Raw genomic sequence first — 16,426 nt, forward strand, 5'->3', positions numbered from 1 at the left:
TAGGGGGTGCGTCTTTTTGGGACGAGAATCTTTGCCAGCGCGCCCTCGGTGCTCACCGTGTCGCGCCGCTCGGGAGGACACTAATACAGACTCCGTGCCAGCCATTTTCGGTGCCCGCCCGCGACCGACTTCGATCCGCGCGCACCTTCGAATCTACCAAAAACCCCGATGAATACGAAGGTTGGCGCGCTTCGTCCCGATGCCAAAGGAGCCCCTTCGAGCTGGACCCCCACGCGTTCATTGACCGGAAATCCGCGTCCAAACTGCGCGCTCGGATGCGCCTCCCGGCCCTGGGCGCGAAGGTCACTCCGCTTGCGGGAGCCCTTCGCAACACACATGCGCCGGCGCCTCTCTCGAGGCCCGCGGCTTGGCCCGGAGACCCGCCACCACACCGGCACCTACCAACACCGCGCCGACGAGCTCCACCACCCCCGGACGGCCAGTCCCCAGCAACGCGGACGTGGCGGCGGCCACGATGGGAACGATGCCGGTGAAGAGCCCCGCGCGCTCGGCCCCGAGCCGCGACAGGCCCGAATACCAAAGTAGGAACGCCAGCGCGCTGAGGACGACGGTAAGATAAATCAAGGAAGCAAGCTCGATCCGAGTGGGAACGCGCACGACGTTCGATCCATCGACGATGAGCCCGAGCGCCAAGAACATCGGTATGGCCACCACGCAAAGATAAGCAGAGAGGCGAAAGGGCCCGAGCTTGGGCAAGAGCGGAACGGCCAAAAGCGAGAAGAGGACCTCGCCCGCCAGCGCGCCGGAGGCGAAGAGAAACCCGAGCGGGTGGCCCCCGCCAAAGCCTTGCGTGATGGCCGCGCCCGATGAAACGAGCGCGCCCGCGCCCAGGAGCTGCAAGCTCGGACGCTCGCGCTCGAGCAGCGGTGTCACCAACGCAAGGACCACCGGCGTGCACGCGATGAGGGTGCCCAAGGTGGTCGGCGCCGTGTAGCGGAGGGAGAGCTGGATGCAGACGTTGAAGCCAACCAGCCCCGTCATGGCCAGGAGCAGGAGCCGCAGCGTATCGCGCCGATCGAGCGGGACGAAGCGGAGGCCGCGCGCGCGCGCAATGCCCACCAGGATCAGCGCGGCGACCGTGTAGCGAATCGCTTGGGCACCGAAAACAGGGTATTTTACCAGCAAAGCCGACACGGCCGCCGAAGCCCCCAGAATGCATTGGGCACCGCACGCCGCCGCCACGCCGCGCGCCATCGCTCGATCCATGCGGCCAAAATAGGGTGGCGGTGGTATTGAAAGAAGGACCAATCGCGAACGAAAATTGAGGACCACTTTGCCGGCGCCGCGAGCGGGCCGAGCGGGCGATATCATGGACCTTCCCATCCTTCTCGATCCACGTAGCGGGCGCCTCGCGCTCCAAGTCACCGCGTCGCTGCGCGATGCGATCCGCAATCGGCGCGTGTGCGTCGGGCAGCGTCTCCCGTCGACCCGTGTGCTCGCGGGCGATCTCGGCGTGTCGCGCGGTGTGATCGTGGAGGCGTACGAGCAGCTGGCGGCGGAAGGGTACGTGGAGACGCGCGCCGGATCGGGCACCACGGTGGCGTGCAGGCCGGCGGCCACCGAGCCTTCGCGCACGGCGCGCAAAGGTGAGTGGGAACCGGGTCGCGCCACCCGGTTTCGTTACGACCTTCGATTCAGCTCGCCGGACCTCGGCACCTTTCCGCGCGGGCGATGGCTGTGGGCCCTGCGGCACGCGCTCGCAAAGATGCCGCAGGCGGAGCTTGGATACGTCGATCCGTGCGGGGTGCTGGCGCTGCGGGAGGAGATCGCGCCTTACCTGCGGCGGGTGAACGCGGCCCGATGCGATGTCGCGCAAGTGACGGTGATGGCGGGGGTGGCGCAGTCGTGGGTCGTGGCGCTCCGACTGCTCGCTCGCCGCGGGCGGCGCAAGCTGGCCGTGGAGGATCCGAGCACGTTTCGATCGCGCGACATGCTCGAGAGCTGCGGCTTTTCGCTGGTGGGGATCCCCGTCGACGACGAAGGATTGGTCGTGAGCGCGCTTGCCCGCAGCGATGCCGATACCGTGCTCGTAACACCTGCCCATCAATTTCCGACCGGGGTGGTGCTCTCGCCCAACCGGAGAATGGAGCTCGTGCGTTGGGCGCGGGAGCGCGATGGCATCATCGTCGAGGACAATTACGATGCGGAGTTTCGTTACGACCGCGATCCCGTGGGCTGCCTTCAGGGGCTGGCGCCCGATCGCGTGTTCTTGTCAGGCTCGGTGAGCAAATCGCTGGCGCCCGCCCTACGACTCGGTTGGCTGGTGGCGCCCGCCGGGGCCTATGCCGACGAAGTTTGCGACGAGCGCCGCCTGCTCGATTTGGGCTCGCCCGTTCTCGATCAATATGCACTTACACACATGTTGGTGACAGGCACCTACGATCGTCATTTGCGCGCGGTGCGGCGGCGCTACCGGTCGCGCCGTGATGCGCTGGTGCGCGCGCTGCAGTCGCATTTGCCAATGTGGCGCGTTCATGGTGTCGCCGCAGGTTTGCATTTGTACGTCGAGTTGCCGAAAGGGACGAAAGCCAATGACGTGGCGGAGCGCGCAGCGCGAGCGGGGGTCGGTGTAGAACCCATCGATTCGATGCGGATCTCACACCCCGGCCCGCCGGCGCTTGTATTGGGCTATGCGCAATTGTCGGAGGAAGAGCTCACTGCTGCAGTACGTCACATTTCGCGTTCCTTGAAATAGATACTTTAATTTCCGAAATGACATGAGCGGCGCGGGCGGTCACGTTAGAGATGATCGCCATGCGATCCTTCGTTAAACTGATAACGGCAATCATTCCATTTTTGGGAGCGGCGGCTTGCAGCTCGGAGGCGCCGGAACGTGAGGCGTCCCCCGAGAGCCTCGCGCAAAACGGGCAGCAGCTTCTCTCCACCCGCGCCGTGGCGCCCGATCCCACCGAAACGGGACCGAGCGCGGTCACCAGCGCGGAATACCGATTTCCCGCGACCACTGATCCCGACATCCTCGGGTCGGCTGCGACGGAGCTGTGGGCGCGCGTCTACCGGCCCCAGAACCTCGAAAATACCCCCCACCCGCTCATCGTCGTTCTTCACGGCAACCATGCTACGTGCGGGACGGGCAGCAATCCGCGCCAGGACACCAATTGCCAGTACACCGCTTCGGGTACTTGCCCGAGCGGCTATGTGGTGGTCCCCAACCACCTGGGATACGCGTATGTCGCCGAAAAGCTCGCCTCCCATGGGTATGTCGTGGTTTCCATCAACGCCAACCGCGGGATCACGTGCGGCGGCGGGGTCTCGGGCGACAGCGGCTTGAATTTGGCGCGCGGACGCCTCGTTTTGAAGCACTTGCAGCGGCTCAGCGAGTGGAACACCAAGGGGGGAACGCCGACCTCCCTCGGCGTGGATTTGAAGGGAAAGCTGGATTTGGGGCAGCTTGGCTTGATTGGCCACTCCCGCGGCGGCGAAGGCATGCGCGCCGTCTACAATTTGTACCGGGATAGCGGCAGCCCTTGGCCGGCACGCATCGGGGGGGTCACCTTCCGCGGCATCTTCGAAATTGGGCCGGTCGATCGACAGACATCACGCACCCTCGATGCCGACGGCACCGTCTGGTCGGTATTGCTGCCCATGTGCGATGGAGACGTATCGAGCCTGGTCGGGATTCAACCTTACGATCGCATGTTGCAAATCCCGACCGAGTCGCCCGTTACGCCAAAGTCGACCTTTACCGTGTGGGGTGCGAATCACAATTTCTACAATACCGAGTGGCAGCAGAGCGATTCGGCGGGGTGCACGGGGCACAAGGCGCTCTTTCCGGCCAGCATCGGGTCACCCGAACAACGGACCACGGGGCTCGCGAGCATGATGGGCTTCATCCGGGCCAACATCGGGACGGCGGCCAACGCGAGCTACAATCAAATGTTCAATCCGATGTTCGACCTTCCCCCGGTGGTCACCAATGTAACCCGCGTGGATCGGGGCTACACCGATTCGTCGAGCTCGACCGTGACTGGCGCCATCGAGGACTTCGATAAGGCGGTCGGCACCAACACGCACGGCACGCCCAACGATGCACAAGGGATCACCATCACCCACGGCACCGTTCCCAATCACGCCAGTGTCCAGAAGGCGGGGCGCATTTCGTGGCAGTCGGCGTCCGCCAATACGTACTTTCAGACCAATTGGACCGCCGCGGGCCAAGGAAAGGACGTGAGCGGCTACAAGACGCTCGATCTCCGCGTTTCGCGGCAACAAAGCACCCTCAACCCGGTCGATCCGACGGATTTTTCGATCCGGCTGGTCGCGGCCGACGGCGCCTTCTCGGAGCCGGTCGCGCTTCGTACGTATACCGATCTGCGGGGGCCGGTGGGCGGGCGCTCGGCCGGGGGCACGGCGAACTACCATCCGATCCTGCAAACGGCGCGCATCGCGCTCGCGGATTTTCGGGGTATCGATTTGACGCAAATTCGCGGGGTGCGGTTCGTCTTCGACGCTACCGCGACGGGCGCCATCCACTTGGCCAATGTGCGGCTGTCCAAGGTGCAAACCTTGCCCGCCTCGGAGTCGCTGGCCGGCTTCTCGACGGCGCCCGCGCCCCAGGCGAACGCTACGATCACCGCCAGCAGCGGAGCGGGAACCATGACGACCTACACCAAGGGGAACGCCATCACCGGCATCCGTCGGGTCGCGGCGTCGGCGCAGGGGGCGGACGGCGCGACGCAAGGTGCGGGCGCGACGGAGATCGAAATCGAGCTCGAAACGGCGGACCAGTTCCCCGTGCGCAACGCGCTTCCCGTGCTGCGCGTCGGTCCCCGTACGTTCTCCGTCAGCCGTCACCCGAACGGCGATACGCGGCGCATCGTCTTTACGCTTCCCGAGGCGGAGTTCGCGCCTCTCCGGAGCGGCGACGACGTGACCGTGCAGTACAGCGAGGAGGCCGATTCCCGTTGGATCTTCGGCAAGCTGGATAAGCGCGCGCTGCGCTGAGAGAGCTTCATGGTGCGGCCCCATCCCTAACCACCCCTGGGGATGGGGCCGATCTTTTTTCAGCGCCGCGTGCGCGGCTTCGTCCGTGCCGCCTCGTCAGCGCCGCGCGAGCGCCGCGAGGCGGTCGCGCGCCGCGAGCAAGGTCTCGTCGCGCTTGCAAAAGGCGAAGCGCGCCAGGCCGCGGCCGTGGTCCCGATGGTGCTCGACGTAAAAGGCGGTGGGCGGGATGGCGGCCACGCCGATGTCGCGCGTGAGGTAGCGGCAAAATTCGAAGTCGTCGGCGAAGCCGAGGTGATCGATCCGCGCCATGGCAAAGTACGAGCCCTCGGGCGCGATGGGCCGCAGCCCGGCCACGGTGAGCGCGTCCACCAGGAGATCGCGCTTCTCACGGTACGACTGCACCAGGCCGGCGAAGTACGCATCGGGGAGCCGGAGGGCGGCGGCGATGGCATGTTGGAACGGGCCGGACACCGCGAAGGTGACGAATTGATGCGTCTTCTGGATGGCGTCGATCAGGGCCGGAACGGCGATGACCCAACCGATTTTCCAGCCGGTGAAGCTGAATGATTTTCCGCCGCTGCTGATGGTCAAGGTGCGCTCCGCCATGCCGGGAAGGGTCGCCAGGCGAAGATGGCGCGAAGGCTCGAACACGATGTGCTCGTACACTTCATCGGTGACCGCCAGCACGTCGTGACGGATGCACAGCCCGGCGATGTGCTCGAGCTCCGCGCGGTCGAAGATTTTACCGGTGGGGTTGTGCGGCGTGTTGACGAAGATGACCTTCGTCTTGTCGTTGAACAGCGCTTCGAGCTCGGCCGGATCGTACCACCAGCGCGCGTGATCCGCGTCCGGTGGCCGCAGGAGCACGTAGCGCGGTGTGCCGCCCGCCATGGTGACATTGGCCACGTACGAGTCGTAGTAGGGCTCGAAGAGAATGACCTCGTCGCCCGGGTCGACCAACCCGAGGGTCACGTCGAACAGGGCCTCGGTGGCGCCGCTGGTCACGACCACCTCGGTCGTGGGGTCCACGCGCTGCCCATAAAAGCGCTGCGCGTGCTCGGCGATGGCCTGGCGAAGAACCACGGTACCCGCTGAAATGGCGTATTGGTTCACGCCATCGCGAATGGCACGAATGGCCGCTTCACAAATCTCTTCGGGCCCGTCGAAGTCGGGAAACCCCTGGCCCAGGTTGACGGCTTGGTGCTTCTGCGCGAGGGCGCTGAACTCCGAGAAGACCGTCGTCGGAAAGTCACGGATGCGCGCGGCGATGGGATTCATGACGGGGTCACTGTAGCGCGCGCGGACGGTGCGTCCGTTCAAAAAAGGCGCTCGGGTGGCGACGCGCTGGAGCGATAACGCGCGCGGCGCGCACCGCGGAGGGCCGTGTCTCCGCGGATCTCGATCCTTACAGGACGCTGAGCATCCCTCGAGTGTTCTCAGGAAGCTCTCAGGTCGAGGTTGGCAGAATGGGGGAAGCAAACGCAAGGAGACCTTCGACATGCGGATCCCTATCTCGGCTTTCTGCTTAATCGCCATGGCACCTGCCGCACTCATTGCACTGACACCTACCGGATGCACTCCGGCCGATTCTTCGCCGGAAACGGGTGGCGAACCTCTACCGAGCACCGTGCAGCCGGTTGAAGTGGCCGCCGCACGTGACGGGGGGGCGTCGTGCCAGACACCTGCGCCCGAAGATCTCTTTCCTCACATCGACTTCGGCGACGATGACGGAGGCACGGTCACGATTGTGACGCGTACACCGAACTGCGACGGGGGTTCACGAGACGGGGGACCTATCGGGTTGCCCCCTCCGGACGCAGGCTCTGGCCCCCTCCTTCCCATCCTCGGCGCCATCCTGAATGAGTTTGGACAGAGGGCGGATCTGGCGCTGCCAGATACCAACCTGGCCAGCACCGATGACACCATCAAGGTTCTCGGAACCAACGGCCGGCATTGCCAGACGTGCCATCCCAACGACGCGGAATGGACCGCGACTCCTGCCCAACTGCAGGCGCGATTCGAGAAGGGCAAACCCCATGCTTTTGGGCTTTGCCCGCTCCCCACCAACGAATCCGCCTCCACGAACGACCAGCTCGAGGCCGTGTTCCGCACGCTCGATGGAGCGAACAGTCCGCTGGCCGACGTCTCCACGCCCGCCGCACGAAGGAGCGCGTACTCGATGCTGCTGAGCCGGGCCGTGTTCCGGATTGGCCTTGCGGTTCCCGCCGATGCCGACTTCGAGTTGGTCGCCGTGGACGATCCTTACGGGTTTGCATCGGCGAAAGAGCTATCGCTGTTCCGGCGCATCTTGCCCATGGCGAATCTTCGATTCAACACGACGGTCATGTGGGACGGCCGAGAGGACGTCCAGTGCGCAACCTTGAGAACGAGCCTCCACCAACAAGCCCGAAATGCCGTGACCGGTCACGCCCAAGGTCCCATCCCCGCCGAGCGAGACGTGGCCCTCATCACCCACTCCGAGCTCGGTCTTTACACGACCCAATTCAGCGATTTCGAAGCCGGGCGGCTCACGGAGGGCGGAGCTCGAGGGGGTCCGAGGTTCCTGGCGAAAGTCCCATTTTATTGGGGGATCAACGCCTTCGGGAAAGTGGACCCCCAAGGCCAACCTTACAATCGAGAGATCTTCAGCCTCTACGAAGCATGGCGCAACTTGCCCGGCGAATCCGACCGCGACAAGGCCCGTGTGCAAATCGCCGAAGGGGAGCAGGTCTTCAACTCGAAGACGTTCACCGTGCGCGGCGTGTCCGGATTCAACGACGAGCTCGGGCGACCGCAGATCCGTGCCACCTGCGGCTCGTGCCACAACACGCCAAATGTGGGGACGAACTCGGAGAGCCGGTTGATGGATATCGGCGTCAGCGACGCGGCCCGTCGGACCGCGGACCTGCCGCTGTACACCTTCCGGAAAAAAGGCAGCAAGGCGATCAAGAGGACGAGCGATCCGGGTCAGGCGCTGATCACGAAAAAATGGGCACACATGAATCGGTTCAAGGTTCCAAGCCTACGCGCCCTCGCTGGGCGCCCGCCGTACATGCACGACGGCTCGGCGCCTTCCCTCGCGGCGGCCGTCGACTACCACGACCAGCGCTTCGGCATTCATTTCAGCGCAAAGGAAAAGGCGGATCTGATCGCGTTCCTCAGCGCACTTTGAAGCCGCGCATGGGCGCCTTCAAAAGTGGCCGCTCAGGACTGGCACGATGAACGCCGAGGGTGCCCCGGGCGCTGCCGTCGCACCCGAGAGCCACGTGGGTCGATTCGGCCGATCCCTTTCCGGGGTGGGGCGCGGGGGCGGCGCGTCGGGCGGTGAGGTGAAGAAGACGAGCGGGTTTTTCTTGTTTCCGGCGACGATCAAGGCAACACCACCGATGATCGCACCCACGGATGCCGCGCCCACCAAAGCGTCTTTCACGTAGAGGGAGTCTCTCTCCGACTCGCAGCGGCCGTAGGAACCGCTCTCGCCATAAAGGCAGTGCATCGAGTCGACGAAGGTCATCGCGAGGGCCACCAGAACGCCGACGCCGCCGGAAACCACCGAGAGAACGCCGAAGGCCTTCATCGTTGGCCTATCGAGATCCCGCCGGATCCAGAGATCGCGCGGGTTCGAAGCGTCGAGGCTAAATTCGCCAATGGGCACGCCGTTCGTCGCCACGACGCGGTAATGCCCTGCCGGAACCGTGCGTTCGCAAGGCCCCTTGCACAACACCGTCCAGCTCTCCTCGTCACCTTGCTCGAAGTCGCCTTGCTCGAAGCGCGTCTCGGGATCGTCGATGTGCAAATGAAAACGGCTCGCCCGCCCACGCCATCTGGGGCACGAGCAGACCGGTGGCCAAGACGGCCGCCGCGGCAAGGGGACGCGGGAACGACGAAAGCACGTGGTGCATGGGGACTCCTCCGAGCACCCGGCTCCGGTCGAGTGCGCAGAAAGAGCTATGCCGCACGCCGCGCGGCACCCCAAATGACAACAAATGACGCCGAGCAAGCGAATGAACGACCATCTCGTTGCAGCCGGCGACGGCGACCTCCGCTTCTCGATTCTCGGACCCGAGCTCGATGCGCGGGTCGCGTGGAGCGGTCCCACAAGAGGAGAGGTCGGCGTCTGAGGGCCAAGTTCGACGGGCTCAATCCTTCATCGCGACGCACTTCCGTCGAGCTCGGTACGCCAAACCGCCGGCGCGGGCCGTACGTGGCCATGGGTTGGGAGGATACGCCCAATGACGCCAAGGCTGGGATCGACGAGCGGCGCGTTCCGGTGGCGGAGTGAGAGCGAGCGCAAAGGCTCGGTACGATTTCGTGACGAGCTTCGAAGCTTCGCCCCAAGCCTAGATGCCTTCCCCATCGAGGCACTTCGATCCTTTTTTTGGATCCGATCCGAGGCACGCCGTGTCCTCCATTTTTCGATACGGGCAGCACACGAAATCTGCTTGGCCTTTGCTCGAGGGGTTCATGGCTCGCCGCTTCCAGCCAATCACCGCTCTCGAGGTCGAGGAGGCGATAGCGTTCGAGGCGCGCGTGCTTGAAGAGTGCCAACTTGCCGTCGTCGCTCGTCGCGTAGACGCAGAGGACCGGAGTCGGATAGCGCCGGGGCGTCGCGCCGGGGGCGGCCAAGAACGATGTTTCGTTGCCGCGCGAGACGAGGATGCCCGTCTCGCCGGCGAACGCGGCGCCATGCAGACCCTTGGTGGCCGCTTTCCGCGTCGTCTTTCCGGAGGGCGGTTCGAAGTACAAGGGCTCGGCCGGGCTCCACGCGGCGCCCGGCTTGCCGTCGAGCGTGTCGATGAGGTGTTCGAACGCGGTCTGGGCCTTGCGACGAGTGCTGGCGACGATGATCGCCGGTGCAGCGAGCTCGGTCACGCGCTGCACGCGCGCGAGGGTATTGATGACGCCCATATAGGCATAACCGATGAGATCGGGCATCTGCCGGCCGCCGGGCATGCCGCGCAGCGGGCGAAACCCCGACGCGATGACCGGCACCCGGCGCACGATCCAGTCCCCGGCGCCGGCGCGCACCAGCCCCTCGACGAAGGATGCTTGCTGGCGATCCTCGGACTCGATCGCGCTGTGTTGCACGGTGGAGCCATCGAGCCAAGCGTCACCGCGCGCGACGGCCATGACGTCTTCGGCTGAAATGCCGATGCGTTCCGCGATCGCATGGGCGTGCGCAGGGTGGACCAGCCCCGACGAAGCTTCGATGTGCGCCATTTCTCGTGCGTCGGGCGAGCGCCATAGGCGCGGGCAGATGAGGCCACCACGAACCGATGCTCGATCGCGTTCGTCGAAAAATTCACTCTTCGTGACTTGGCCACACGAATCGAACTTCAGGAACGCGGACGGCTCGAGGTGCATACCACTTGAATACCATATAGCGAGCTTGCGACGTGCACCGAAGCTACCCGAACCCCCCGCGCCCCTTCGGCGGGTTCTCGAGGGTCGAATTCGAATACTTCGATGCGGATTGCGATGTAACCGTACGGCGAACGGCCTGAACGGGGTTCCGTTCGATCCGCGATGGTCTAAGGGTCGAAGAACGTCGAGGGTGATGCGATCGCGTGTGGTTTCCAGCGATCGGGCAGGAGGTTCGAGAGATTGTCGTCGGCGGTCTTGTCGATGCGTTCGAGGACGTCCGCGATGTACTCAACGGGATTGATGGCAACGCGTGTGCACGAGACGACCAGTGAGTAGAGCAGAGCGAGTTCCTTACCGGCGTCCTCGCTGTGGACAAATAGAAAATTTTTCCGGCCAAGAGCGACGAGCCTAAGGGCATTTTCTGCCAAGTTATTGTCCAGGCGGATGCGCGGATCGCGGAGAAAACGGCCGAGCGGGCGCAGGTTGCGCCATACATAGTGCGCGGCACGACCGAGCAACGTCTTCGGTCCGTGTGCACGACGAAGTTCGCGAGAAAGCAGAAGTAATCGGACAAATAGAGGCCGTGCATAGGTGCGCCGCAGCGCGAGATGCTCGGCCGTGCCAAGGAACGCGCGATGCTCTGCCTCGTGCTCGACACCGTACATTCCGGCGATGAGGTCGAGTGCTTCCTTCGCTTCGGGCACCTCCCCGGCCTCGAAAAATTTCCGACGAACGTGAGCGAGACAGCCACATCGCTGACGGAGTCCTCGCTTCTCGAGCGGGTCATATCCACGATAATCGTCGCACAGAAATGCGCCAGGCGAATCACCGAGGACCTCGAGTGGAGCATCGCCACCACGCGTGAGCTCAAAGCGATATCCCGTGAGGCGCTTGCCAACAAAGGCCCAGATAAACGCCTTCGAGGTTTGCTTCGTCAGCGTAAACGACGTCTCGTCGACATGGACGAGGAAGTCCTTCTTGATGACGTCGAAGAGCGGGGCTCGGAGGGGCTCGAGCTTTTGCGCCGCACGCCGGAACAAGTCATTCATCGTGCTTCGTGCGATGGGCATACCGAGCCGCGCGAACGACTGCTCGAGACGATAAAGCGGCGTGACGACAAGGCACTTCGAGACGACGAGGTGCGCAACGAAGCTCGAATCGTACCGCGTCTTGTCCGACCAACGCTCCGGCGGCGGCGCGGTAATGACGCATCCACCGCATCGACACGCGACGACCTCGCGCGTGTGCACAACACGTCGGAAGTAGCCCGGGACGTACGAGTAAACCTCGGATGGCTTGCCGGTGCCGACGCTGCGAAAATTCGTGCCGCCGCAAAGATGACACTTCTTCAGCGTCTCGGGCACGGGCTCCGTCTTCTCTTCTGTGACGATGTGTTCCGCGCGAAGCAAAGCCTGCTCCGTGCGGCGCTCGGCGATCTCCGCTGGCGTCCTCGGTGGCCGCGCGATCTTGGGCATCTTGCCCATCTTCTCGGTACGCCTGGCGAAGGCGCGTTTGAGCACCTCGAGCTCGGCCTGCATGATATCCATTCGAGCTTGCGCCCGCGCACCCTCCTGTTCGAGGTACTGCGCGTACTCGCGCCAAGCGCAGGAACCGTGTTCGTCGTTGTCGGGAGGAGGGACCAATAAACAGCTTTGATCATGCACTCCGCCGAATGTCGATCCCCTTTTTCGCTTCGGCGGTCGTCTTCGCGGGTTTCCACATCGGTGTGCGTCGAACGAGACGAAGATCGACACCATCGAGCAGCATGGTGAGCGACGTCGCGTCGAGGTCGATGCATGAGGCCCCTTCAGGGATCCGCGGCAGCGTGAAGCGCCCAGATTCGAGCCTTTTGTAATAGACAACGAAGCCGCCCGCGCTGAAGAAGAGGATCTTCACGCGATCCATGCGGCGACCAAGAAACACGAAGAGGGTGCCACTGTACGGGTCGACCTTCCACAAAGACTGCACGAGCGTCACGAGGCCATCGTGTCCGCGCCGAAGGTCGACGGGCGCACTCGCGAGGACGATCTCGATGCCGGGCCCGAGACTCAACACGCGCGCGCCGCGGCGGCCACCAGCGCCGCAAGATGCTCGGCCGTAATCGCTCCACGCATCGTGATGCGTGCCGGTCCGGCTTCGACGACAAGCTCGATATCGCGCTCCACCGTCGCAGGTCGTGTCACGACGACGGGCAGCAGGCGCGTGGGGCCTGCTGTGCGCGCGCGCCGCTCAAGCTCGGATCGCCACCAGATCAACGTCCGCTCCCTGACGCTGTGTCGGCGGGCGATCCCCGCCGCGTCGCCGCTTTGCGCCAGCTCCTTGATCCGCTCAGCCCACCAGTTCGCATCATGTCTCGCCATGCGCGCAATGAACATCAAACGCGACCGCCCCGCACGGCGTCTTTGCCCGTACGGTTACATTGCGATCGCGTGCCGTTGGCACACCCAAGTGAAAAGACGAGGCGGTGCCCTACAAATCCAGCATGGCAGCAACAGCGCTCGCCAACTTGAAACAGCGGTGAAGGCAGAACTGACCCTATGACGCTGGCGTTGGCAGTCGTGGCTTAGTAGGCTCTAACTCGGCGCCCATACGGTCCTAGCCAATCGGCCTTCTTTAAAAGCCACTCAATACCAGAATCAAACACGACGTGCGCCATGGGCTTAAGGCCTGGTGCGGCGTCGCTGGTGTCGTAGAGGACGTCCATAGTGGGGCGTCCAGCCATGCTTAGACGGACCACAGCCAAGTAGAGGCTAAGAGGGGCAATACGCTCGACGAGAGCGAGCCGCGCGCGGGCCAGCGGTTTACCAGCTGTAACCGAGCGTGCGAGAATTTGGCCGAGATAGTCGGCAAGACGCACTAGCAGTAAGCTAAAATGAACTCCGGGGACCGTCGGACTGCTTCCCTGGATTCCACTGACTTCGACACTAATGTCCTTGGCGATCTCTAAAGCCTTCTCGTGAAGCAAGTCCGGTAGCAGGCGCAACTCACGAACCACTGCGACGGCCATATGTCTTGGCACAAACTCGTCGACGTTATTTGTAGGATCGACGACCGGCCGCACTGCACTTCGGGGTTCCGGCGCATGCGGAAAAAGTACTACTTCGCCAGCGGCTCCCTCGCGAAGCGCAAATCGAACATTCGGACCAAGCGCGTCGTCATGAATGTACAGATTTTCCAGTGCGCCGTCTTCCTCTTCGAAGTATCCACACTTTAGTTTTGGGGGACTCTTCGGTCGACAGCCAACCGCGCAGACGACGTGACCTTCCTTTCCGCGCTTTCCGACGAGCAAAATCGGAAAACCGGATCGGAGCAGCATGGCCACTGTGCTTGCGAAGCGTGTCATTGAAAAGACTGGTTGGTCGCCGTCGTTGATGTCTCCCTCGATCAGCAGAGGTTCGAGGCCTTGCTCTTTAATCGCCTCGAGGAGGTGATGGTTATAGAGACCACTGCTTGGAAAGACGCGCTCGCCGAGAGATGCCGTGCGGTGCGCCGATTCCGTAATAGCGGCCGTTGTGGGAAATGCGACTCGGTCCCGGAAGGCCGATGATTGCAACATCGACCATAACCCAACGGTGGCGCAGGCCGCGACGGCAGAGTCTTGTTGCTGCCATGCGAGTCCCTCGACCGTGAGGCGAATGCCGGCAATATTGATCTCGTAGTCGCGGCATGGCGCTACCACGCGGGAGAGTACTCCGGGGCGATCGTCCGGATACCAACCGAGAACGGTTCTCCCGAGAGAGGTTCGAATGGGGCGCAGCACCGTGAAACCCTTGAAGCATTCTTGCAGAGCGGCGCACGCCTGTTGGGCGCCGCCTGCGGCCTCCTCGAGTAATCCGCGAAACGCTGCGGACGACGAGCACATGCCGTCTGTGAAGAAAGAAACTCTTCGACATACGTTAATATATCCGCGTGCGCTCTCTCCATAGAACGCCTTGAACGCGGCTAGATAGTCACGGTCGAAGTAGTTGGCCTCTACAAGAAGCCAACGCACATGCAGGTCGTGGAGGTAGCACCGCAGATAGTCTCGCTGCGTGCACTCATCGAGAGCCGTTAGCGGATCGCCATCTTCGCCAAACTCGACGATTTGGATCCGGCCGGGCTTGTGCCCCCGATTAGCGGGCACGCCGCGTAAGTCGTTCCGAGCTGAGTCCCGCTCGATATGGGCGTGCGCGCTTCTCAAGCTCATTTTCGGCCCGCTGTCGAGTCTGCTCACTCACCTGGATCCCCGGATCTCCCTGGGCAAGCGCAGCGAGCGGAGAGATCGCGCCCGTGACCTCCGCGTTCCACGAAGACCGAGAGGGTTCGCTCTCTTTCCCACGCCGAGTCGCCACGGTAGGAAATCTAGCGAACCGACGACCTGGGCGCAAGTTCAGCATCGTGGATCTCTCAGCGTAAACCTAGGTCTCTTCAGTACTCAGAATCTGGGCGGAGGGCTTGGCCCGCCTCGCGAATTCGGGCGTACGTTTCCCGGCCCGGGCGCAGAGGGTCGTCTTGTCCTACAATATTTGTGCCGAAGCGTTTTACCCGTCCGTTACGCTGGGTACCGCGAGCCCCTTGAAACGACAGCAGCTCCGCTGCCGAGCCTTCTCGAGAGAGAACATCTCGGACTCATCACCGAAGACACCGACGGACGCGTCGTCGATGTCGCTCGACGCCGCGCTCGCGAGCCAGTTCGGAATGAGAGCAACATAGCCGCCCCGCCGCGGTCAGCGCATGAACGTCTCGTAGTCGAGTCGATCGAGCTTGCGCGACAGCATCGCCAATGTGAGCACGCTGGTGAGCGCCACCGCCACGGCAAATCCGAAGCCGTAGAAGCGGGGACCGAAGTGGAGGCTCACCAAGGAGAGGGTGACGTTGGCGACGAGGAAGAAGCCGCAGAGGTACATGACCAGCTTGCGGTAATCGAGATAGAAGAGAATCGTGAAGAGGCCGAGCAAAACGACTTGAAAGCCGACGGCCACCACGTCGATGCGAAACAGGTACAAGTAGAAGGGCGGAATGCGAAAGAGCTGGAGCACTTTGGCGCCGACCAAGAGGAGCACGGCCACGGCCAGGCCCTGGATGCGGAAGATGTCGTAGATTCCGGCGCGGGCGGCCTCCACCAGGCCGTTGCGGAGGCGGTGCAGCTCGGCCAACGTTTCGCCTTCGCGCACGGCGGTGTAGAAGAGCTCGTAGCTCTCGGCGAAGTCGGTCTCGATGCGGACGAAGAAGACGGCCATCCCCGGGATGAGGGAGAGGTAGGCCACGAAGATGGGGACGTCGTAGACGACGGAGTAGCGAATGGGGCCGATGAGCGCTTCGGAGGTGATGGGGTTCCACCAGAAGATGAACTTGTCCGCCCAGATGGCCGCGTTGAAGAGAAAGCCGGTGAGCGCCAGCTCGGGGAAGACGCGCTTTCGATTCAGGAAATCGAACGCCATCAGCTTTTCGCTGGGGTATTGGCGCAGGACCAGCACGAGCATGCAAAAGAACATGAGCCCGTGGCCGAGGCAGAAGCCCGCCAGATAGCCGCCGGCGCCGTAGTGGGCGAGCGAGAGGGCGCCCACGACGGTGACCGCGTAGCCGCCGAGGAAGATGACGACCACGGTGCGGTAGGCCTTCATGCCGCTGAACAGGACGGTGAGGACCCACGTGTTGCAGAGGAGGACGAACCCCGTGACGAGCAGCGCGCGGAAGGCGAAATGGCCGCCCTCCGGGAACATCGTCAAGGCGATGATGCCGCCCAGGGTGCCGGTGCCCAAGGTGGAGAGCAGGAGCACGCCGAAGAGGTTGGGGACGATCGACTCGGGGTTCTTCTGGAAGATGCGATCGGCCACATAGCGGGTGAAGAGCAGCTGCACCAAGCCGGAGACCACCAGCGAGGTGGCCATCAAGTGCGTGACGGTGGCCGAGAACTGCGTGATGTCCTCGGACTCGGGCGCGCGCGCGTGGCCCCAATAATTGATGAGGAGCAGCGAACAAATGGAGATGAGCCACGGCCCCGAACCGACCACGCCCGCGACCAAGTACGCGCGCGCGAGATCGATGTACGACTCCTTCTGGAGGTGCTGCCGCAGCTCGAAACCGATTCCCGCCATGT

General features: G+C 63.5%; 12 protein-coding genes. 4 read left to right on the forward strand and 8 right to left on the reverse strand.

The window, feature by feature from the left end; genetic code table 11:
- Positions 1-303: 303 nt before the first annotated feature.
- The gene (locus tag LZC94_36865) at positions 304-1,227 is read right to left on the reverse strand and encodes a DMT family transporter (protein ID WXB13403.1); all 924 of its coding nucleotides are present in this window, start codon (positions 1,225-1,227) and stop codon (positions 304-306) included.
- 103 nt (positions 1,228-1,330) lie between these two features.
- On the opposite strand from LZC94_36865, the gene LZC94_36870 reads away from it, so the two are divergent.
- Entirely contained in the window at positions 1,331-2,716 is a 1,386-nt protein-coding gene (locus tag LZC94_36870; protein ID WXB13404.1) for a PLP-dependent aminotransferase family protein, read from the forward strand.
- Positions 2,717-2,775: 59 nt separating this feature from the next.
- Entirely contained in the window at positions 2,776-4,983 is a 2,208-nt protein-coding gene (locus LZC94_36875; GenBank protein ID WXB13405.1) for a hypothetical protein, read from the forward strand.
- 96 nt (positions 4,984-5,079) lie between these two features.
- Here LZC94_36875 and LZC94_36880 read toward each other — a convergent pair whose 3' ends face one another.
- Positions 5,080-6,261 carry an aminotransferase class I/II-fold pyridoxal phosphate-dependent enzyme gene (locus LZC94_36880; GenBank protein WXB13406.1) on the reverse strand — a complete coding sequence of 394 codons (1,182 nt, stop codon included), beginning with the start codon at positions 6,259-6,261 and terminating at the stop codon, positions 5,080-5,082.
- Positions 6,262-6,784: 523 nt separating this feature from the next.
- Between LZC94_36880 and LZC94_36885 the strand changes: the two genes are divergently transcribed.
- Complete coding sequence (locus LZC94_36885; protein ID WXB13407.1) at positions 6,785-8,155, forward strand: hypothetical protein; 1,371 nt, start codon at positions 6,785-6,787, stop codon at positions 8,153-8,155.
- Positions 8,156-8,173: 18 nt separating this feature from the next.
- On the opposite strand, the gene LZC94_36890 is transcribed toward LZC94_36885, so the two are convergent.
- Positions 8,174-8,779, reverse strand: a complete 606-nt coding sequence (locus LZC94_36890) for a hypothetical protein (GenBank protein WXB13408.1) — start codon at positions 8,777-8,779, stop codon at positions 8,174-8,176.
- 605 nt (positions 8,780-9,384) lie between these two features.
- On the opposite strand from LZC94_36890, the gene LZC94_36895 reads away from it, so the two are divergent.
- Complete coding sequence (locus tag LZC94_36895) at positions 9,385-10,128, forward strand: hypothetical protein (GenBank protein ID WXB13409.1); 744 nt, start codon at positions 9,385-9,387, stop codon at positions 10,126-10,128.
- Positions 10,129-10,514: 386 nt separating this feature from the next.
- Here LZC94_36895 and LZC94_36900 read toward each other — a convergent pair whose 3' ends face one another.
- The 5 genes from LZC94_36900 to pelG form a co-directional block, all read right to left on the reverse strand.
- Positions 10,515-11,885, reverse strand: a complete 1,371-nt coding sequence (locus LZC94_36900; GenBank protein WXB13410.1) for an IS66 family transposase — start codon at positions 11,883-11,885, stop codon at positions 10,515-10,517.
- A gap of 118 nt (positions 11,886-12,003) precedes the next feature.
- A complete protein-coding gene (gene tnpB, locus LZC94_36905; GenBank protein ID WXB13411.1) occupies positions 12,004-12,402 on the reverse strand; it encodes an IS66 family insertion sequence element accessory protein TnpB in 399 nt (132 codons plus the stop codon).
- Entirely contained in the window at positions 12,396-12,725 is a 330-nt protein-coding gene (locus tag LZC94_36910; GenBank protein WXB13412.1) for a hypothetical protein, read from the reverse strand. Before LZC94_36910 ends, tnpB begins: the two co-directional genes overlap by 7 nt.
- A gap of 185 nt (positions 12,726-12,910) precedes the next feature.
- Positions 12,911-14,560 (reverse strand): hypothetical protein, encoded by a 1,650-nt coding sequence (locus LZC94_36915; GenBank protein ID WXB13413.1) that lies wholly within the window; start codon positions 14,558-14,560, stop codon positions 12,911-12,913.
- 493 nt (positions 14,561-15,053) lie between these two features.
- A complete protein-coding gene (gene pelG / locus LZC94_36920; protein ID WXB13414.1) occupies positions 15,054-16,424 on the reverse strand; it encodes an exopolysaccharide Pel transporter PelG in 1,371 nt (456 codons plus the stop codon).
- Positions 16,425-16,426: the final 2 nt, after the last annotated feature.

Source organism: Sorangiineae bacterium MSr11954 (genome assembly GCA_037157815.1).
Taxonomy (GTDB): domain Bacteria; phylum Myxococcota_A; class Polyangia; order Polyangiales; family Polyangiaceae; genus Pendulispora; species Pendulispora albinea.